Origin of the sequence: Marinobacter sp. ATCH36 (genome assembly GCF_023555055.1) — a bacterium.
GTDB lineage: Bacteria > Pseudomonadota > Gammaproteobacteria > Pseudomonadales > Oleiphilaceae > Marinobacter.
Window position 1 is genome coordinate 26,656 of record NZ_JAMJPL010000009.1, and the last position, 20,230, is coordinate 46,885.

19 protein-coding genes are annotated in these 20,230 nt (G+C 57.5%); 4 read left to right on the forward strand and 15 right to left on the reverse strand.

From position 1 onward, the window contains the following. Positions 1-33: 33 nt before the first annotated feature. The 10 genes from M8010_RS19075 to M8010_RS19120 all read right to left on the reverse strand — a co-directional run bounded on the left by M8010_RS19075 (position 34) and on the right by M8010_RS19120 (position 11,720). A complete protein-coding gene (locus M8010_RS19075) occupies positions 34-1,215 on the reverse strand; it encodes an ATP phosphoribosyltransferase regulatory subunit (protein ID WP_250094291.1) in 1,182 nt (393 codons plus the stop codon). 182 nt (positions 1,216-1,397) lie between these two features. Continuing rightward, positions 1,398-2,273 (reverse strand): protease modulator HflC, encoded by an 876-nt coding sequence (gene hflC, locus M8010_RS19080; RefSeq protein WP_250094329.1) that lies wholly within the window; start codon positions 2,271-2,273, stop codon positions 1,398-1,400. 2 nt (positions 2,274-2,275) lie between these two features. Further along, positions 2,276-3,478: an FtsH protease activity modulator HflK gene (gene hflK, locus M8010_RS19085; protein ID WP_250094292.1), complete on the reverse strand. Its 1,203-nt coding sequence runs from the start codon at positions 3,476-3,478 to the stop codon at positions 2,276-2,278. A gap of 78 nt (positions 3,479-3,556) precedes the next feature. After that, positions 3,557-4,855 carry a ribosome rescue GTPase HflX gene (gene hflX, locus M8010_RS19090; protein WP_250094293.1) on the reverse strand — a complete coding sequence of 433 codons (1,299 nt, stop codon included), beginning with the start codon at positions 4,853-4,855 and terminating at the stop codon, positions 3,557-3,559. A gap of 131 nt (positions 4,856-4,986) precedes the next feature. Beyond that, complete coding sequence (hfq, locus tag M8010_RS19095) at positions 4,987-5,235, reverse strand: RNA chaperone Hfq (protein ID WP_007154829.1); 249 nt, start codon at positions 5,233-5,235, stop codon at positions 4,987-4,989. 40 nt (positions 5,236-5,275) lie between these two features. After that, positions 5,276-6,319: a tRNA (adenosine(37)-N6)-dimethylallyltransferase MiaA gene (miaA, locus tag M8010_RS19100; RefSeq protein ID WP_250094294.1), complete on the reverse strand. Its 1,044-nt coding sequence runs from the start codon at positions 6,317-6,319 to the stop codon at positions 5,276-5,278. A 7-nt stretch (positions 6,320-6,326) separates the two neighbouring features. Then, positions 6,327-8,234, reverse strand: a complete 1,908-nt coding sequence (gene mutL / locus M8010_RS19105; RefSeq protein ID WP_250094295.1) for a DNA mismatch repair endonuclease MutL — start codon at positions 8,232-8,234, stop codon at positions 6,327-6,329. Positions 8,235-8,253: 19 nt separating this feature from the next. Further along, positions 8,254-9,555, reverse strand: coding sequence for an N-acetylmuramoyl-L-alanine amidase (locus M8010_RS19110; RefSeq protein WP_250094330.1), 1,302 nt, complete (start codon positions 9,553-9,555; stop codon positions 8,254-8,256). Between the two features lie 75 nt (positions 9,556-9,630). Then, positions 9,631-10,146, reverse strand: coding sequence for a tRNA (adenosine(37)-N6)-threonylcarbamoyltransferase complex ATPase subunit type 1 TsaE (gene tsaE / locus M8010_RS19115; protein WP_250094296.1), 516 nt, complete (start codon positions 10,144-10,146; stop codon positions 9,631-9,633). Next, positions 10,146-11,720 (reverse strand): NAD(P)H-hydrate dehydratase, encoded by a 1,575-nt coding sequence (locus tag M8010_RS19120; protein ID WP_250094297.1) that lies wholly within the window; start codon positions 11,718-11,720, stop codon positions 10,146-10,148. Before M8010_RS19120 ends, tsaE begins: the two co-directional genes overlap by 1 nt. Before the next feature lie 119 nt (positions 11,721-11,839). On the opposite strand from M8010_RS19120, the gene queG reads away from it, so the two are divergent. Further along, positions 11,840-12,904: a tRNA epoxyqueuosine(34) reductase QueG gene (gene queG, locus M8010_RS19125; RefSeq protein WP_250094298.1), complete on the forward strand. Its 1,065-nt coding sequence runs from the start codon at positions 11,840-11,842 to the stop codon at positions 12,902-12,904. A 17-nt stretch (positions 12,905-12,921) separates the two neighbouring features. Here the strand turns inward: queG and orn are convergent, their stop codons facing one another. Further along, on the reverse strand, positions 12,922-13,464 hold the full coding sequence (gene orn / locus M8010_RS19130; RefSeq protein WP_250094299.1) for an oligoribonuclease: 543 nt from the start codon (positions 13,462-13,464) through the stop codon (positions 12,922-12,924). Between the two features lie 117 nt (positions 13,465-13,581). Here orn and rsgA point away from each other — a divergent pair, with 117 nt between their 5' ends. Then, a complete protein-coding gene (gene rsgA / locus M8010_RS19135; protein ID WP_250094300.1) occupies positions 13,582-14,637 on the forward strand; it encodes a small ribosomal subunit biogenesis GTPase RsgA in 1,056 nt (351 codons plus the stop codon). 6 nt (positions 14,638-14,643) lie between these two features. Here the strand turns inward: rsgA and motB are convergent, their stop codons facing one another. Both motB and motA read right to left on the reverse strand, forming a co-directional pair. After that, the gene (gene motB, locus M8010_RS19140; RefSeq protein WP_250094301.1) at positions 14,644-15,603 is read right to left on the reverse strand and encodes a flagellar motor protein MotB; all 960 of its coding nucleotides are present in this window, start codon (positions 15,601-15,603) and stop codon (positions 14,644-14,646) included. Between the two features lie 29 nt (positions 15,604-15,632). Continuing rightward, entirely contained in the window at positions 15,633-16,484 is an 852-nt protein-coding gene (motA, locus tag M8010_RS19145; protein ID WP_250094302.1) for a flagellar motor stator protein MotA, read from the reverse strand. A 180-nt stretch (positions 16,485-16,664) separates the two neighbouring features. Between motA and asd the strand changes: the two genes are divergently transcribed. Then, positions 16,665-17,543, forward strand: coding sequence for an archaetidylserine decarboxylase (gene asd, locus M8010_RS19150; RefSeq protein ID WP_250094303.1), 879 nt, complete (start codon positions 16,665-16,667; stop codon positions 17,541-17,543). On the opposite strand, the gene epmA is transcribed toward asd, so the two are convergent. Beyond that, on the reverse strand, positions 17,515-18,489 hold the full coding sequence (epmA, locus tag M8010_RS19155) for an EF-P lysine aminoacylase EpmA (RefSeq protein ID WP_250094304.1): 975 nt from the start codon (positions 18,487-18,489) through the stop codon (positions 17,515-17,517). The two genes, asd and epmA, sit on opposite strands and share 29 nt — an antisense overlap. Positions 18,490-18,501: 12 nt before the next feature. Continuing rightward, positions 18,502-19,077: an elongation factor P gene (gene efp, locus M8010_RS19160; RefSeq protein ID WP_250094305.1), complete on the reverse strand. Its 576-nt coding sequence runs from the start codon at positions 19,075-19,077 to the stop codon at positions 18,502-18,504. Positions 19,078-19,122: 45 nt separating this feature from the next. On the opposite strand from efp, the gene epmB reads away from it, so the two are divergent. Next, positions 19,123-20,163 carry an EF-P beta-lysylation protein EpmB gene (epmB, locus tag M8010_RS19165; protein ID WP_250094306.1) on the forward strand — a complete coding sequence of 347 codons (1,041 nt, stop codon included), beginning with the start codon at positions 19,123-19,125 and terminating at the stop codon, positions 20,161-20,163. The last annotated feature ends 67 nt before the right edge of the window (positions 20,164-20,230 follow it).

A 20,230-nucleotide genomic window follows, 5' to 3' on the forward strand; every position in this document is an offset into this window, starting at 1 on the left:
CTGTAAATGTGAGTGGCTCGGTACCCGTTGGTATCAGCCCAGCTGCTCTACGACCCACTGGCCGTCACGTTTCACCAGAACCCGATCGCAATTGCGGGATCGCGGATCAACGCTTTCGTCCTCAGGCAAAGCCCTGACAACGGTTTCCGTCATTCGTAATCCGGAGATAACGCCGTCAAGCGCGGAATCCCGCTGTGCGGGAGCCCAGATTGACTTGCCCGCCGGCCGGGGCCGCCGCCCGAGGGATACAAGGGCGCGAATATCCAGACTGAACCCGGTAGCAGGACGCGCCCGGCCAAAGTCACTGCCGATGGCATCGTAACGGCCACCTTTAGCCACCGCATCGCCATGGCCCGGCACATAGGCCGCAAAGACCAGACCGGTGTGGTAGTTGTATCCGCGAAGCTCACAGAAGTCGAAACCAAAGCTCACTTCCGGATAGTTTTCAGCCAGCATCTCCGCCACCCGATCCAACTGCTCCAGCGCCTGAACAAGCGGCTTTGGCGCACCCTCAAGAATGCGCCTGGCCTCGGCCAGAGCTTCCCGGCCACCACTGACCCTTGCCAGCTCACGCAGCATGCTACCAGCGGAACCCGGCGCGCAATCAGCCAGCAGCCGATCCAGCTCAGGTACCGATTTGCGGCCCATGGCATCAAAGATGGCCGCTCCGGTTTCGCGGTCGAAGCCAGCCTCGCCCACCAGAGCCTCATAGATAGCCACATGAGCCAGGTCCAGGTGAATTTTCGGCAGGCCGGATACCCGCAGTGTCTCCAGCATCAGACTGATCACTTCCATATCCGCCGACTCGGACGCACTGCCAAACAGCTCGCAGCCAGCCTGAATCGGGGTTCGCCCGGTCAGCATGTGGCGTGGTCGGGTGTGCAGAACATGACCTGCATAACACAGCCGGGTAATACCCTCCTGACCGAGCGTATGCGCATCGATACGGGCTGCCTGGGGCGTCATATCTGCCCTCAGCCCCATCATCCGGCCGGTCAGCTGGTCGGTGAGCTTGAAGGTCTGGAGTTCGAGGTCATGTCCTGTGCCGGTAAACAGCGACTCAAGATATTCGATCAATGGAGGGATAACCAGCTGGTAGCCCCAGTGCTGGCAGGTATCCATTACATCCCGACGCAGGGATTCAATCTGTCCAGCCAGTGGCGGAAGGATATCTTCCACGCCATCTGGCAGTAGCCAGCGGTCAGATACTGTCATGAGATTCGGTTGTCCGTTCTGCCCCATGGCAAGAACTGCGGCCACGGGATTGCACAGGATTTATGGCGATGTCCGGGAAAAGATGAAAACCCGAACCAAAACCGGCAGAATTTTACACTGTTGGCAGGCACAAAAAAACCGGAATACCCAGTATTCCGGTTTTGTGGTCAACATGACGTCGATTAGCGGCTTCCCTGGGGATCCTTGAGGAACCTGAGGAACTCACTGTCGGTATCGATCACCATGATGTCGTCTTCGTTCGCAAACGTGTTCTGGTAGGCTTCAAGGCTACGATAGAAGCTGTAGAACTCGCTGTCCGAGCCGTAGGCATTAGCGTAGATCTGTGCGGCCTCGGCATCGCCCTCGCCTCGCATTTCCTCCGCTGCGGCAAACGCCTCTGCCAGAATCACCGTACGCTGTCGATCTGCATCGGCACGGATACCTTCCGCCAGCTCCTGACCCCGGGAACGGAACTCCTGGGCCAGCTTCTCACGCTCAGTCGCCATCCGTCGGAACACGTTCTGGCTGACCTGACCGGGGAATTCAATGGCCTTGACGCGGATATCCACCACTTCAATGCCGAACTCCTTCTGCGCAGTTTCGTTCACGCGGTCGCGCAGGGTGTTCATCAGCTCATCGCGTTGGCCGGATACCACTTCCACCATGGTGCGAACACCGAACTCATCGCGCAAGCCATTGTCCACGCGGGACAGAAGTAGCTCGGATGCACGGTATTCATCACCACCAGTAGCACGATAGAACTGGTCCACATCACGAATTTTCCAGGCGATGTAGGAGTCCACATCCAAAGGCTTCTTCTCGATAGTCAGGTACTGACGCGACGGAAGATCAGTTGTCAACAAACGGATATCAAATTCACGGACCTGGTCGATCACCGGCACCTTGAAATGAAGTCCTGCCCTAATATCCGTTTCAACCAGTTCACCAAACCGCAACAACACACCGCGGTGGGTTTCCGGAATAATGTACACACTGGAAAGCACTACCAACACGACGATCAGGGCGCCTGCAAGGCCCACAATGCTTTTGGGTCCCATCATTATCTACTCCTCCGAACGCCCGAATCCTGTCTGCCGCGCAGCTCCTGAATCACCTGGTCTGACAGGGTTTTGATATCGATGTCGCTGTCGCCTGAGCTACCGGAACTGTTGCGGTTGCCGGTGCTTCCACCAGAGCGGTTGGTCAACCTGTCCAGAGGCAGATACATCATGTTGTCGCTGCTCTGGGTGTCCACCAATACCTTGCTGGTTCTCGACAGCACACCCTCAAGCGCCTGAATATACATACGTTCACGTGTCACTTCCGGCGCTGACTCGTAAACACCGAGTACCGCGAGGAAGCGTGACGTTTCACCACGGGCGCGCTCGGTCACTTCTTCCTTGTACGCCGAGGCTTCCTCGGTCAGGCGCTGGGCGCGACCACGGGCTTCGGGAACAACCTTGTTGCGATAGGTTTCGGCTTCTTCCTTGAGCTGCTGCTCATCTTCTCGGGCACGCTGAACTTCCCGGAATGCGTCCTGCACCGCGTCGGGGGGCTGTGTGCTTTCCACGTTAACCCGAACGATTGACAACCCGGTGCCATATGCCTCAAGAAAGGTCTGCAGACGCTGTTCGACGCGAACGGCCAGCTCGGCACGCCCCTCGGTCAGGACATCGTCAAGAGTCGCGCTGCCAACCTCATGGCGCAGGGCACTATCGGTCGCAAACGCCAACGCCTGGTTGGAGTCACGAACATTGAGCACATAGGCTCGGGCGTCGCCAACACGATATTGAACCTGAAGGTCTACTGACACGAGATTCTCATCCTGGGTCAACATCTGCCCGGTGGATTCCGCGTTCCGCACGTTGGTTACCCTTACCAGATTGACGTTGTCGATCAACGGAACCTTGAAACGCAGCCCGGGCTGCTCAGTTCGACTGAACTCACCGAAGCGCAGCACGACCGCTCGTTCCTGTTCGTTCACAGTGTAGAAGGACTGAAACACAACATAGCCAACGAAAATAATGGCCGCCAGAGCAAGAATTGCACCGAAACCGCCGGCACTGCCTCCGCCACCGGAGGATGGTCCGCCGTTGCCGCCAGACTTCTTGCCTTTACCTCCCAGCAACTGGTTGAGTTTGTCCAAACCTTTTTTCAGCGCCTCGTCGAGGTCTGGCGGCCCCTGATCATTGCCGCCACGACCACCACCGGTACCCCAGGGATCATTGTCATTACGATTTCCACCCGGTTCATTCCAGGCCATAGTTTTCTCCGTTCCAAACGAGTCTGATGGCTGCAAATACTAGGGATTTATAAGTTCCCCGGCAATAGCACAGCCTTCTTATATACGTTGTTCGTCAAGCTTTACGTCTTTTTCTTGCATGCCGGCCCGGCTCAATAGCTGCAACCAGTCGCGGTACTGCAGGCGAACTTCGATAATAGAGTCGCCATCTTCCCGGTGATCTTCGCTGAGCACGGACCCTGCCTGATGCAAAAGCGATCGGAGCTTGCCATCAACCGGGCCCAACACCAAAAAGCGGTGAATTACATCTTCCGCAAGCCGCTCCACGATGGTATCAAACAAACCTTCAAGCCCCGCCCCGGTAACCGCTGAAACCCAGGCTCGTACCGGGATGCCGTCCTCGTTACGCTCAATTCGGGGCTCGAAATTGTCCAGCAGGTCAATTTTATTGAACACCTGCAACACAGGGATTTCATCCGCCCCGATTTCCGCCAACACCTCTTCAACCTGCTCCATATTCTCTTCCCGCCGGTTGTCGTGGCAGTCGATGATATGGAGGAGAATGGATGCTTCCGTTGTTTCTTCCAGAGTGGCGCGGAAGGCTTCAACCAGTTTATGTGGCAGGTGACGGATAAACCCCACGGTATCGGCCATTACGACCGGCCCGATGTCCGGAAGTTCCAACCGCCGAAGCGTGGGGTCCAGGGTGGCAAACAACTGGTCGGCCGCATAAACGGTGGAGGTGGTGATCCGGTTGAATAGCGTGGATTTTCCCGCATTGGTATAACCCACCAGCGAAACGGTGGGGATATCCGCGCGCTTACGGGCCCTGCGGCCCTGGTTGCGCTGTTTGCGAACCTTTTCCAGCCGGCGGTGGATGGACTTTATCCGCTCTCTCAGCAGGCGTCGGTCCGTTTCCAGCTGGGTTTCGCCCGGGCCTCGCAGCCCGATACCACCTTTCTGGCGCTCCAGGTGGGTCCAGCCCCGAATCAGCCGGGTAGACATGTGCTCCAGCTGGGCAAGCTCTACCTGGAGCTTGCCCTCATGGGTGCGGGCGCGCTGGGCAAAAATATCCAGGATCACCCCGGTGCGATCAAGAACCCGACACTGCAATTCGCGCTCAATATTGCGTTCCTGGCTGGGACTGAGGGCATGATTGAACAGCACTACATCAGCTTCGTTCGCGGTCACCGCGTCACGAATTTCTTCCAGTTTGCCCTCGCCTACGAACAGCCTCGGGCTGGGCTGTTTGCGGGAGCCGGTAACAACACCAACCGGCTCAACCCCGGCGGACCAGACCAGTTCGCGAAATTCGCCCAGATCCTCGGACTCTTCATGGGAGGAAAACTCAATGTGAACGAGAATCGCCCGCTCACCAACATCGGGACGCTCAAACAAGTAACAAAAACTCCGGTTCAGTCAGGTTGTAACAATCAACACCGCCACGCACAAAACAAACGCCCGCGGCCCTCCATGCCTGTTCAGGCCTGAAGGGAGCGCGGGTTTTAATGCCGGCAGTACCGGGCAGATCAGTCCTCAGATTCTTCCCCACCTGGTGCCTGCGGCGGTATGCGAACATTCCGTGCGGGAACCACTGTGGAAATGGCGTGCTTGTAGACCATCTGGCTGACAGTGTTTTTCAGCAAAATCACGAACTGGTCGAAAGACTCAATCTGGCCCTGAAGCTTGATGCCGTTGACCAGAAAGATAGAAACCGGAATGCGTTCCTTGCGCAATGCATTAAGGTAAGGGTCTTGTAGAGAGTGCCCTTTTGACATGTGTATTCTCCTGTTTATAAGTAAAAGCAGATCGTCAGTTTCAAGATTTAAATGTGGTGCGATATTCAATAATTTTCAAGGCAGTGTCTGAGATAAGTTTGTCATCACTATCCAGCCAGTCCAAACCGGACCATTTCCGCAACCAGGTCAGCTGTCGCTTGGCAAGCTGCCGGGTCGCGGCAGATCCTTTCTCCACCATGGTGTTGTAATCACAATCACCTGCCAGATAGGACCACGCCTGGCGGTACCCGACACAGCGTATGGATGACAGGCCGGGATGCAAATCGCCCCTGGCCACCAGTGCCCTGACCTCATCAAGAAAACCGGTATCCAGCATTAGCTGAAAACGCCGATTGATTCTTTCATGGAGCACCCGCCTGTCAGCGGGAGCCATCGCAAGCTGAACCACAGTATACGGAAGACACGGCGTTTCGTCTGCCTGCCATCGGGTGAAATAGGTGTAATCCTCAACACCGACCCGCTGTTGATCGCCAGTAGCCGCCTGCTTGCCCGATTTATCCTCCCATAGCGAGGAAATAGGCCGCCCCGTCAATCGAATTACCTCAAGAGCCCTGACCAGTCGTTGCCGGTTATTCTGGTGAATCAGCCTGGCGGCCACCGGGTCCAGCTCTTCCAGCTCACGATGCAAAGCCCCCCAACCCTTTTCCAGGGCCTCCTGCTCCAGAGCCCGCCGGGTATGAGGATCAGCAGATGGCAGATCAGACATGCCGTGAAGCAGTGCCTTGAAGTACATCATAGTGCCGCCCACCAGCAGCGGTATCCGACCGGCTGAGGTAATGTCGGCCATTTCACGCAGGGCGTCGCGGCGAAAATCCGCAGCTGAGTAGGTATCGGCAGGATCACAGATATCAATTAACCGGTGAGGGGCACGGGCAAGCTCCTCCCGGGAAGGTTTCGCGGTGCCGATGTCCATGCCCTGATAAATCATCGCCGAATCAACACTGACGATATCGCAGGGCATGCGGCGGCAAAGCTCAATGGCCAGATCGGTCTTGCCGGAGGCGGTTGGGCCCATCAGACATATGGCCGGAGGCCTGGCGCCATCGTTGGTGGTTGCTGTCATAAAGGCGTTAGCGCCCCCGCAGGAACAGCTTGTCCAGCTCAGACATCGTGACCACTGTCCAGGTTGGTCGGCCATGGTTGCACTGGCCGCTTCGCTCCGTGGCTTCCATGTCCCGCAGCAGGGTGTTCATTTCCGGAATGGTCAGCTGCCGGTTTGCCCGCACGGAGCCATGGCAGGCCATGGTCCCAAGCAGTTCATGGGTGACCGCCTCGACGCGATCACTTTCGCCATTCTCGATCAGGTCTGACAACACATCGCGCACCAATTGCTCGGTATCTGCGCCCCGCAACAGTGCCGGCACCTGGCGCACAGCCAGAGTTTCCGGACCAATCCGCTCAACTCTGAGGCCCAGCTGAAGCAGCTCCTCACCGTGGGTTTCCGCCAGTGCGGCCTCTTTCTGACTGACGGCCAGCGATACAGGCACCAGCAGCGGTTGGCTTTTGAGATCCTGCGCTTCCAGCGCCCGCTTCATGCGTTCATAGGTAATGCGCTCATGGGCCGCGTGCATATCAACCACGATCATGCCCTGGCGGCTCTGAGCGAGAATATAAATGCCATGCAACTGGGCTATGGCGTAACCCAGCGGCGGTTCGTCGGCACTGTTCTGTGGTGGTGTTGGCGATGCTACCGCCAACTCGCCGGTTTCAGCCGCGGCAGGCTGACTATCAACACCGCCGCCCTGGTTCAGGGACTGGTAGAACGCCATCTGATCACGGGCCTGCCATTCGTGCTGCGGTGGACGCTGGCTGCCGGAAAATCCGCCAGGCTGCTGGCCGGGTGATCCCGCAAACGGATCGGGAGCTGGCTGAGGGTTTACATCAGACATAGCGACCTGGGTGCCATACCCCGCTGAGGCGCCACCAGGTTCGCGGCCATGGGACTGGGCTACCGCACCTCGCAGGTGATCGTCGGGCCGCACGTCTGCCAGCGCTTTGTGCAGGGTACGGAAAATGAAATCGTGGACCAGGCGCCCGTCGCGGAAACGCACCTCGTGCTTGGTGGGGTGAACGTTCACATCCACATTGGCAGGATCCACTTCCAGATACAGCACGAAGGCGGGGTGGCGGTTGTTATAGAGCACGTCACGATAGGCCTGGCGCACAGCATGCGCTACCAGCCGATCACGAATAACCCGCCCGTTGACGAAAAAGTACTGAAGGTCTGCCTGGCTGCGGGAGAAGGTGGGCAGCGCCACCCAGCCCCAGAGTTTCAGCCCCGTTGCCTCGGCGTCGATCACCACCGCATTGTCGATGAACTGCTGACCACACAGAGAGCCAATCCGGCGCTCCCGGTCCAGGGGGTTTTCCGCCGGGCGCAGACTCTGGACCACCCGCTGGTTATGGCGGAGCGTGAAACCGGTATCAAAACGACTCAGGGCCTGGCGGCGGACACATTCATCCACATGATTGAATTCGGTTTTTTCTGTACGGAGAAACTTACGGCGGGCCGGTGTATTAAAAAACAGGTCACGCACCTCCACCGTTGTACCCACCGGATGGGCCGCCGGTGAGATACTGGCGTCCATGTCGCGCCCCTCCACTTCTACCCGGGAAGCGGCTTCCTGACCCTCGGTACGCGAGGTTAGCGCCAGCCGGGATACCGAACTGATACTCGCCAGGGCCTCACCGCGAAAACCCAGGGACGCAACCGCCTCCAGATCATCAAGGTTCTCGATCTTGCTGGTTGCGTGCCGGCTGAGAGCCAGGGGAAGGTCAGCCTCGTCGATACCGCTGCCGTCATCACGAACCCGGATGAGTTTGACACCACCCTGCTCGATCTCGATATCAACCCGACGGGCACCGGCGTCCAGCGCGTTCTCTACCAGTTCCTTGACGACCGAGGCCGGTCGCTCAACCACCTCGCCGGCAGCAATCTGATTTGCCAGGCGCGGAGTCAGTAATCGAATGGAGGGCATGCTACTGGGACACCTCGTTTCAGGATGAGGGAATACGAATGGTTTGCCCTACCATAACACGGTCATCGTTGAGGTCGTTAAACTGCATCAGCCTGCTGACACTCGTCTGATTCTCACGGGCGACGCCGGAGAGTGTATCGCCACTGCGGATGCGATACTGGCTGACACTGCCAGCGCCCTGACTGTTCTGCTTCTGCCACGCCAGCAAGGTGCCTGGCGGTGGTGTTTTCTGGAAATAATCATCAATACCTTCGAAGACCGCCCGGGAAATTTTTTCCCGATACCAGGAAGTGGCCAGGTTCTGCTCTTCCGTTGGATTCGAAATAAATCCCGCCTCAACCAGAATGGACGGAATATCCGGCGACTTCAGTACGGCGAACGCGGCTTGCTCAACACCTTGCTTGTGCAGCTTGGCGACGTCACCAAGCCTGCCAAGGATGGAGCTTCCAACACCAAGGCTGGAGTTGATGCTGGCTGTCATGGACAGATCCAGCAGAACACCCGCCAGCATCTCGTCACGACCATCCAGCGAAACGCCACCGGCACCACCGATCAGGTCCGACCGGTTTTCGCTTTTCGCCAACCAACGGGCGGTCTCACTGGTAGCCCCCCGTTGCGACAGCGCAAATACCGAGGCACCGCGAGGCTGCGGCGTGCGAAATGCGTCCGCGTGAACGGAGACAAACAGGTCCGCATTGTGCTTGCGGGCAAGCAATGTACGGCTACGCAGATCAATGTAATAGTCACCGTTGCGGGTGAGTTTGGCGCTATAGCCCGGCTTGGCCTCAATCAGGTCCGCCAGGGTTTTGGCCATTTTCAGCACCACGTCTTTTTCACGCGTGCCGCGGGGCCCGATCGCACCAGGATCCTCGCCACCGTGGCCGGCATCAATTACAACAACAATGTCACGCTTGCCGTTAGTGTTCTGGGATACAGTCGGCTCTGCAGGCTTGCGGGCTTTCAGGCCACCCTCATCAATCAGATCCACCACCAGCCGGTGGCCATATTGTTGGTTCGGCTCCAGTTGGAAACTCCGGGGCTTGATATCACTTTTCAGGTCCAGAACCACCCGAAGGTCATTACCGTTACGGGGGGCGCTGCGAATACGACGAACCGGACTGCCGGACAGGTCGAGCTTTTCAAAGTCGGCTTTGAGGCTGGCATCTTTCAGGTCAATCACCAGCCTCGATGGCCCCGAGAGAGCGAACACCTTGTGATCAATCTTGCCACCAACGTCCAGCACCAGACGGGTGTGGTCCGGCGCCGGCCAGATCCGGGCACTCTCTACGCTGACGCCCGCCATCGCAGCCAGGGGGATCATCGACAACGCCAGGCCCACAGCAAGAAACCATTTGGAGAACGTTTTTATAATCATCATCCTGCACACCTGCAAAAATCACACATGATTAATGTCCCTGTCCGAGGGCCACTGCGCACCTATCCGGGCCAGCAAACTGGCGCCACGGGTTGTTGGCGCTGAAACCTGGGCGTTGCGCCCGTCACCGCTTCTGTCCAGACAAACCAGCAGATCCGGCTCCGGGAGAATACCTTCGCCACGCCCCGGCCACTCTATAACGCACAGATTCTGACCCTGGAAATAATCCCGGATCCCCATGTACTCAAGTTCTTCCGGATCGCCAAGCCTATAAAGGTCAAAATGATAGGCTGGCGGAGTCAAATGCTCATAGGGCTCAACGATGGTATAGGTCGGGCTCTTAACCGCGCCTTCGTGACCAAGACCACGCATGATTCCCCGGCTCAGAGTCGTCTTACCCATTCCGAGATCACCTTCCAGGAACACCACCAACCCTTGTCCGCTCTCGCTGACCAGCCTGGCCAGAATCCTGCCCAGTTTTTCCGTATCCAGCTCATCTTTCAGGTGAAGCTTGAACTCGTCCGCTGAAATTTTCATTAATCCTCAACCACCCAGTGTGCACCCTGCCCACCTGCAAGCGTCCGCTCGGACTCCATCAGCACCTGCGGCAGAGCGTCAATAACATCCATGGGCAGCAATCCCATAAAGCCCCGGGTTAGCGCTGCCCGATCTGCCGCTGCCAGATGAAGGGCTGCGGCCGCTGAAGCTGACAGATGAGCATCTTCAAGCTGTGCATACAGACTCCCCAATATTCCGGACAACACATCCCCCATACCACCAGTTGCCATTCCGGGATTACTGCCATTGACTATATCGGGTAGCACGCCTCCGTAGGCTACAACGGTGCCTGCACCCTTCAGCAGAACAACGCCGCCAAACAACTGCCGAATCTGCTCCGCAGCCCGCACCCGGTCGCTCTCAATGTCAGCCACCCCGCATTCCAGCAGACGCGACGCTTCTCCGGGGTGTGGAGTAAGAATCTGATTATCCGCCGGCTGTGCAACCCGCGATGCAACAAGGTTGAGGGCGTCTGCATCCAGCACCCTCGGCTTGCCGCTGGCCAACACCTGCTGCAGCATCTGCTGCCCCCATGCGCCCTGGCCAATGCCGGGGCCACAGACAATGACATCCGCAGCACTGATCAACGGCGGCAACTCTGAACCGTGAATCAGCCCCTGGACCATGACTGACGGGCAACGTGCCAACGCAGGTGACACATATTCCGGGCGCGTTGCCAGGGTGACCATGCCAGCGCCTGCCCTGGATGCGGCCTCCGCCGCCATCATGCCGGCACCGCCGAACCCGCGATCACCAGCAACAACCAGTACATGCCCGAAACGCCCCTTATGGGCAACCCTCGAGCGCCGTGGTATCACCGCACGTATGCTGCCCCAATCCACCCGACGGGCCAGCGGGCGTTGTCCACTCTCTAGAGCCCAGTCGTCCGTATCCAGGGATTCAAACGCAACGTCCCCGGCGTACTCCGGGCCCTGACCGGTAAACAGGCCAGCCTTGAGCCCAATGAACGTTACTGTCGCTGCCGCCCTGACCGCTGCCCCAGCCACCGTCCCGGTGGTAGCGTTCAGCCCCGACGGCAAATCAATGGCCAGTACTGGCGCGGCAGCTTCGTTGCACTTGCCAATCATGGCGGCAAACGGCTCTCGAGGCACACCGGAAACACCGGTCCCCAGCATCGCGTCAACAATCAGCCCGGCACTGACAAAAAGTTCGTCGATTTCGCTGTCGGCAACGGCCGCCAACTCCCTCACGTGGACTCCGTCTTCAACGGCTTTTTTCCATGCCTTGCGGGCATCTCCTGACAGCTTGTCCGTGGCAGCAACCGCAAGGCAGTCTACGTGCAGGCCATGACGAACAGCATTGGCAGCAACCAGATAGCCGTCGCCCCCATTGTTGCCAGCACCACACAACACCAGAATCCGGCCCGGCTCTGGCCAGTACCGGACCAGCCGGCGGAATGCACTGGCTGCAGCAGCCTGCATCAGCTCAAAACCATCAACTCCCTGCTTATCAATGACATAGCGATCGATCTCTCGCACTGCATCGGCGGAGTAAAGGTCTTCTGGTAAGCTGTGACCACCGGACAGGGGCATGAAAGTCCGCTCCCGTTACAGAATTCGGATTAAGAAAAACGGCCAGATACCTGTAAAGAATAGCAAAACAGTGGAAAAGGTCATAACTTAATCAAATTAAACTTCGTTACTGGCATTCAATGACTGATCCAACCGACCGGAAACTGAACGATCTGCCCAGTCAGATCCGAACCTGGGCCCATGAGCTGGGCTTCAATGACGCCGGCATTACCCTGCCCGATACGGGCGTCCATGGTGAGCGGCTGAAAAACTGGTTACGCGAGGGGCTTCACGGCGAAATGTCATACATGGCAGACCATGGCGACAAGCGCTATAACCCGACCTCGCTGGTGGAGGGAACCCGGCGGGTGATATCCGTTCGATTGGACTACCTGCCCGCACCCGACAACCCCGGGCGGGTACTTACTAACCGGGAAAAAGCCTATATCACTCGCTATGCCGTCGGGCGCGATTACCACAAATTAATGCGAAAGCGCCTGGCAACTCTGGCAAAACGGATCGACGAAGTGGTATCAGGCTTTGATTATCGGGCATTCGTGGATAGCGCCCCGGTTCTTGAACGCGCTCTCGCCCAGCGCGCTGGGCTTGGCTGGATCGGCAAGAACAATATGTTAATACACCCCAAAGCCGGGTCATTCTTCTTCCTCGGGGAAATTTTCACCAGCGCACCATTGCCCCTGGATGAACCCTTCGAGAAAGAACACTGCGGCACCTGTGCCGCCTGCCTGGACATCTGCCCCACGGATGCCTTCGAGGGCCCGCACAAACTGGATGCCCGCAAGTGCATCAGCTACCTCACCATCGAGCTCAAGGGCAGCATTCCGGAAGAACTGAGATCGAAAATGGGCAACCGCGTGTTCGGTTGCGACGACTGCCAGTTAGTTTGCCCCTGGAACAAGTTCAGCAAACCGACTGCAGAAAAAGATTTCCAGCCCCGCCATGGTCTGGATAACAGCGAATTGGCAACCCTGTTCCTGTGGACGGAAGAGGAATTTCTCAAACGCACCGAGGGTTCCGCGATCCGCCGCACCGGTTATTATGGCTGGCTGCGGAACCTGGCAGTGGGCCTGGGCAACGCGCCCTCAACCATCCCGGTGATCGAGGCCCTCAAACAGAGAGCGGACCATCCATCGGACATGGTACGGGAACATGTGCACTGGGCCTTACGCCGGCACGGTTTATAGCTTGAAAGCGCGGGGGCCTAAAGTTGGAAAAAGTGTTCCCGATAATGGCGAAGTTCGTCTATGGAGTCGCGAATATCGTCCAGTGCCAGGTGACTGCCCTTCTTCTTCACCCCGTCCAGCACATCCGGGCGCCAACGTCGAGCCAGCTCTTTGATAGTACTGACGTCCAGGTTGCGGTAATGGAAAAAAGCTTCCAACTCCGGCATGTACTTCACCAGGAAACGTCGATCCTGGCCAATACTGTTGCCGCAGAGCGGTGATTGACCCGGCTCCAGGTAACGCTGAAGAAATTCCAGGGTCTTCTGCTCGGCATCAATCTCGCTGAACTTGCTGTCCTTGACCCGCTGTGTCAGTCCGCTTTCACCATGGGTACGGGTGCACCATTCATCCATTTCACTAAGCAGTTTGTCGGATTGGTGAACGGCAATGACTGGCCCCTCTTCGATCGTATTCAGTTCGGAATCGGTAACAATCGTTGCTATCTCAATGATTCGCTCTTTCTCCGGGTCCAACCCGGTCATCTCGAGGTCGATCCAGACAAGATAGTTGGCTTCTGGCATTCAGTACTCTCCGGCGTTTAACTCGTGATTTGGGCACACAGTCTGCCTATTGTGGATGAATCACGTATGATGTTACAGCTTTCACCATTATCCATCAGGAACTGACCGACCCACGCTATGGCTAAACGTCGACTTAACAAGCAGCAGCAATGGCGCATCCAGAAAGTCCAGCAGGAACGGGCTTCCCGGGTGGCAAAGAAGGAAAAGTCGATTGGCGAGCAACTGGATGCCGGGGATCTGGGGCCGGAGCAGCAGGGTCTGGTCATTGCCCATTATGGCCAGCAACTGGATGTCGAAGTCCTCGAAGGAGAAGACACCGGCAAGGTGCTGCGCTGCTTTGTCAGGGCCAACATCGACAGCCTGGTGACAGGTGACAAGGTCATCTGGCGCCCTGGCAGTGATGACACCGGGGTGATTGTGGCGCGCTGTGATCGCCATACACTGCTACAAAGGCCCGACAACTTTGGCGCGCTCAAACCTGTTGCGGCCAACATCGACTACATCATTCTGGTAATCGCACCGGAGCCGGAACCCCATGACAACCTGATTGACCGCTACCTGGTTGCGGCGGAAAGTACGGACATTCCGGTCATAATCCTGCTCAACAAGACCGACCTGATCACGGAACAGAACCGGGAGACCATCGACAGCCTGCTGGCACGTTATGAAAAGCTCGGCTATCGCACAGAACGCACATCGGCGAAGACGCTGGAAGGTGAGCAGGCAGTTCGGGTGGAAGACCTGGTGAGGGATCAGACCAGCGTTTTTGTGGGTCAGTCGGGTGTTGGCAAGTCGTCCATTATCCAGACACTGCTTCCGGACGAGGCAATACGGGTTGGCGCGATATCGGAAAGCACTGGCAAGGGCATCCACACCACCACCACAGCAAAACTCTTTCACCTCAACTGCGGCGGCGATCTCATCGACTCGCCTGGCATCCGCGAGTTCGGCCTGTGGCATATGGCCCCGCAGGAGATCGAGTATGGTTTCCGGGAAATCCGTGACCTGATCGGCCACTGCAAGTTTCGCAATTGCAGCCATAGGGGCGACCCCGGCTGCGCCATTGCCCAGGCCGCGGAAGATGGGCGGATAAGTGTTGAGCGGATGAAAAGCTTCAACCGGATTCTGCAGGATATGGCGGAACAGCAATCCCGGGGGCTGAAAGCAGACTGAACCGGCTTACCAGTTCAGCTCCCCGGGCTCGGGCTCTTCTTTTTGTTCGTTCCAGCTGCCTTCCTCAAGTCGCTCCATGGCCTCCTGCTGCTGCTCTTCAGAGGGCGCAGTAAGATCAATCAACGGCTCGTTCGAGCGGCTTGCATTACTCTGGATACCTTCCGCCGTCTTTTTATTCATCACGATGATTGATATCCGGCGGTTCACCGGGGCCTGAGGATCGTCCTGATCAAACAGAACGGAGTCGCTCAGCCCCACTACCCGGCCAATTTGTTGTTGACGGACCCCGCCGGCCACCAGCGCGCGGCGGGCGGTATTGGCACGATCTGCAGACAGTTCCCAGTTGGTGTAGCCGGGGCGACCGCTGAAGGGTGTGGAATCCGTGTGGCCGGTAATGCTCAGCTTGTTGTTGACCGTGTTCAGGGTTTTGGCCAGTTCGAAGAGTATGTCCTGGGAATAATACTTCAGCTCAGCGCGGCCGCTGTCGAACATCGGGCGCTGTGAGCGATCAACAATCTGGATTCGCAGACCTTCGCTGGTGATGTCGATCAACAGCTGGTCCTTGAACTCCTGCAAGGTTTCGTTTTGCTCAATCCGGTCTTTTAAATCCTGGAACAGCTCTTCCATCTGCTGTTGTTCCAGGGTCTGGGCAAGCTCTTCGACTACCTGATCTTCAATCTGGATATCGCTGCGCTCGATATCTTCACTGCTTTCGTTGATGACTGACGCACTGCCCTCAAGGTCCACCGGGTTCGGTGACCCGCCCTCAGTAAACCCCACCGGGTCCTTGAAGTAACCCTCCACCGCCAGCTTCTGTTCGGGAGACGCCGTTGCTGTCAGCCAGAGGACCAGAAAGAAAGCCATCATGGCGGTGGCAAAATCGGCAAAAGCCACTTTCCACGACCCGCCATGGTGCCCACTGACAACCTTCTTCTTTCGCTTTACGATAATTGGCTGGTCTTCCAAGGAACTACTCCAGACGGCTTATTTTCGGACTACTTGGAACGCACGTGGTCGTTCAGTTCCTGGAACCCCGGCCGTTTGTCTGACGGCAATGCCTTGCGGCCAAATTCGATGGCCATCTGCGGCGCCTGGCCGGAAACGGTGGCAACAATCGCGGATTTCACACATTCGTAGGCCTTCAGCTCATATCGGGCCGAGTGCTCCATCGCGATGGAAGTGGGCCCGACGAAACCATAGCCCATCCAGATGCCCAGGAACGTACCTACCAGGGCTGCAGCCACACTGAGACCGATTTTTTCAGGCCCTTCGGAGAGGAAGTTCATGGTAATTACAATACCCAGCACCGCCGCGACGATACCCAGACCCGGTAGCGCATCCGCTATCTTGTTGACGGCATGAGCTGGCTCCTCCAGTTCGTGCTGACGACTGTCGATCTCGTTTTCCATCATGCCTTCCAGTTCATGGGTGGCCATATTCCCGGAGCTGATGATCCGCAGATAGTCGGTCATGAATGCAAGCAGGTATCTGGATTTCATGATGGCGGGGTAGCGGGTAAAAATCTGACTTTCCTGCGGATTGTCGATGTCCTCTTCGATGGCCATGACACCCTGTTTCCGGGACTTGTCGAAAACTTCGTACATCAGGCTCAGCAGGTCCATGTAATAGGACTTGTTGTAGGGCGAACCAGTCAACTGGATGAGGACACCCTTGCCGACTTCCTTGATGGTGTGCATCGGGTTGGCAATCACGAATGACCCCACCGCCGCACCACCGATGATCAGGATTTCAGTAGGCTGCCACAACACCATGAGATTGCCGCCATGGAGAACATACCCCCCCAGGACGCTTGCAACTACAATTACTGCGCCGATTATAAGTAGCATGGAAAGAGAACATACCTTCTGTGATTGTTATCGGAAAACCGCGACTGAAGCCTGCCTGCCATTGCGCGCTGCACAGATAATAGCAAGCACCGGTCGTAACCGCGAAGGTGTGAAACAATTTCTATACACGCCGCGCGGTTTGGTAGACTTTGCCCCTTTGAGCGCCAAGGAACACCCCTGATGTACGACAAGCTATTTGTAACGGGCCAGTATGTAGCACCACAACTGGCCATTTCCCGCCTGGCAGGCCGCCTGGCGGATAACGAAAGCGTTCCGGCGCTCAAGAATCGTGTCGTGAACTGGTTTATCGGCCGCTATGGCGTGGACATGAGCGAGGCACTGGAATCAGACCCTACGGCCTACCCCAGCTTCAACGCGTTTTTCACACGCGCACTGAAACCGGGCCTGCGGCCGGTGGAAGCGGATCAGTCCGTTATGGTCAGCCCGGTGGACGGCGCTATCAGTCAGTTGGGCAGCGTCAGTGGCGGCCGGGTTTTTCAGGCCAAGGGCCAGTCCTTCAGTCTCAATGAACTGCTCGGTGGCGACCAGGAGCGTGCGAAAATCTTCGCAGACGGCGAGTTTGCCACCATCTACCTGTCCCCCAAAGACTACCACCGGATTCACATGCCACTGGCCGGTACCCTGCGAGAAATGATCTACATCCCCGGCAAGCTGTTTTCCGTGAACCCGACCACCGCGGAAAACGTGCCCAACCTGTTCGCGCGGAACGAGCGGGTGGCCTGTATTTTTGACACCGCAGTGGGACCCATGGCTCTGGTACTGGTCGGCGCCATGATTGTCGGCAGCGTGGAAACCACCTGGGCAGGTATTGTTGCCCCGGGCGAGCGTGACGTGAACGTAACTCGCTATGATGGCCTGAAAACCCCCATACACTTCGAAAAAGGTGAGGAAATGGGGCGATTCCGCCTGGGATCGACCGTCATCATGGTCATGCCCACAGGCACTGTCACCTGGAATGGCGATCAGGTAGCGGGCGGAAGAGTGCGCATGGGGGAGGCTTTCGGCAAGATCATGCCCGGTCAGCAGGAAACGCAATAACCCCGGCGAGATTGTCCAGCCCCAGCTTCAACATCAGCAAACGGTCAAGCCCCAGTGCCACTCCGGCACAGTCTGGCACCCCCGCTTGCAAAGCCGCCAGAAAGTCCTGGTCGATGGGCATTTCGGGTTTGCCCGCAGCCAGTCGCGCCTGATTGTCCGCCGCAAACCGCTGCCGCTGTTCATCACAATCGGTAAGTTCCCAGTAGCCGTTACACAGCTCAACGCCTTGCACGTAAAGCTCAAAACGGTGCGCCTGGCGCAAGCCGTCCTGCTCGGACACACGCGCCAACGCCGCCTGTGACTCCGGATAACCGGTAACAAACACCGGCCCGGTTCCAGCCAGCGCCGGCTCAACCTGGCAACTCATCAGCAGATCCAGGCAGTCGTCCCGGGTAAAGGCCTGCAACTGCGAAGGCTCTACCCATTGCTCGCAGCGGGCCGACAGTTCGGCGTTGCTGGCCAGAAACGGATCAACACCGGAAAAGCGGAGGAAAACATCGCGGTAACGCATCGTGCGTGGCGCTTCACAGCCCAGCCAGCCGCACACCAGGTCTGAAACTTCCGCCATCAGGTCGGAGTCGGTAAACCCGGGGCGATACCATTCAAGCAGGGAAAACTCAGGATTGTGCCGGCGCCCGGATTCGCCATCCCGGAACACCCGCGCCACCTGATAGACAGGCCCGGCACCAGCTGCCAGCAGGCGCTTCATGTGGTATTCGGGAGAGGTCTGGAGCCAGGCTTCCGCGGAACCGGCTGCCAGGGGTGTGGGGCCGGCAGGGATACTGTCGATATTGATATCGGTAACACCATACCGCCCCAAAACCGGCGTCTCGACTTCCATCACGCCGCGTTGCGCAAAAAAGCCGCGCACCCAGGCCAGTTGACGTGCACGGCTTTCAAGAGCAGCCAGAGACGCCGAAGGTTGCCAGGAGGGTGGTTCTATCACCTCGGAACCCAATCAGCCGACTTTCACGCGGTTGACGTACTCACCCGATCGTGTGTCCACCTTGAGCACCTCACCAATGGTAATAAACAGCGGTACGTTGACGACGGCACCGGTGGAAAGCGTCGCGGGCTTGGTGCCACCCTGGGCAGTATCACCCTTCATGCCCGGATCGGTATCCACCACTTCCAGTTCCACAAAATTGGGAGGGGTTACCGTCAATGGAGCGCCGTTGTAGAGGGTTACGGTGTAGACATCCTGTTCTTTTAACCACTTGAGGGCATCACTGACCGCCTTGGCATCCGCCGGGTACTGCTCGAACGAACCGTCAGTCTTCATGAAGTGCCAGAACTCGCCGTCTGAATACAGATATTCCATTTCCAGATCAATGACATCGGCGGCTTCGAGGCTTTCACCGGATTTGAAGGTGCGCTCCCACTGTCGATTGGTCATCAGGTTGCGCAGTTTGACCCGGTTGAACGCCTGACCCTTGCCGGGCTTCACGAATTCGTTTTCGAGAATTATACAGGGGTCGCCATCGAGCAAAACCTTAAGACCGCCACGGAATTCGTTGGTAGAATATGAAGCCATGAAATTATCACCTGAAACGATGCGTATAAAAATTCGAAGGTCGCTATGATACAGCGAACCGCCACCCGTATAGAAGCCCGCCTACTCGATCATGATACGCGCAGCTGGCAACAGCTGCTGTCAGCGTCTGTTACAACACCCGAAGATCTGCTCCGGCGGCTACGGCTTGACCCTGCCATCTGGCTTTCCGGTGCAACGGAAGGCCATAGGCTGTTTCCTCTGCGGGTACCGGAGCCCTATCTGCAACGCATCATCCCGGGCGATCCGGAGGACCCCCTGCTACGGCAGGTTCTGCCGCTCTCTGCAGAAACTGACAGCAAACCCGGCTTTGTTCGTGATCCGCTGCAGGAGAGCGGCTCGATGCAGGCTACCGGTCTGATCCGCAAATATCAGAGCCGCGCCCTGCTGATGGTCACCGGACAATGTGCCATTAATTGTCGCTACTGCTTCCGGCGCCATTTCCCCTATGACGAAAACCGGCTGTCACCAGAGGACAGGGCGGAGGTACTGGCAGCCCTGGCAAACGACACCCGAATCAATGAAGTGATTTTCAGCGGGGGCGACCCGCTTGTCGCCAATGACCGGTTATTGTCATCCTGGGCCGAATCATTGGCGGACATCTCCCACATCCGCCGCCTCAGGATTCACACGCGGCTGCCGGTCGTAATTCCCCAGCGTGTTTGCGACTCGTTACTTGCGTGGCTTTCTGAAAGCAGGCTGCAGGTTATCATGGTGATTCACACCAACCATCCGGCGGAACTGGACAGTGACACCCGACGGGCTCTGGAACGGCTGAAGGCTGCCGGCGTCACCCTGCTGAATCAGAGCGTCGTCCTCAGGGGTGTTAACGATACGGCAAAGGTATTGGCTGACCTGAGCGAGCGGCTGTTTGAATGTGGCGTGCTGCCCTATTACCTCCACGCTTTTGATCCGGTGGAAGGTGCCCATCATTTCAGCGTCAGTGACGACATGGCCAGGTGCCTGGTGCGGCAACTGATCGGTACACTCCCCGGATTTCTGGTGCCAAAGCTTGTCAGGGAATTGCCTGACCGCCCGGGGAAGACCCCCCTTGACCTCTTTGCGTGACATCCTTAACAAAGTTGGCCTAATTTACTTGTTAAATATTGTCAACTCGTGCTTTTCTCGCTTTCTG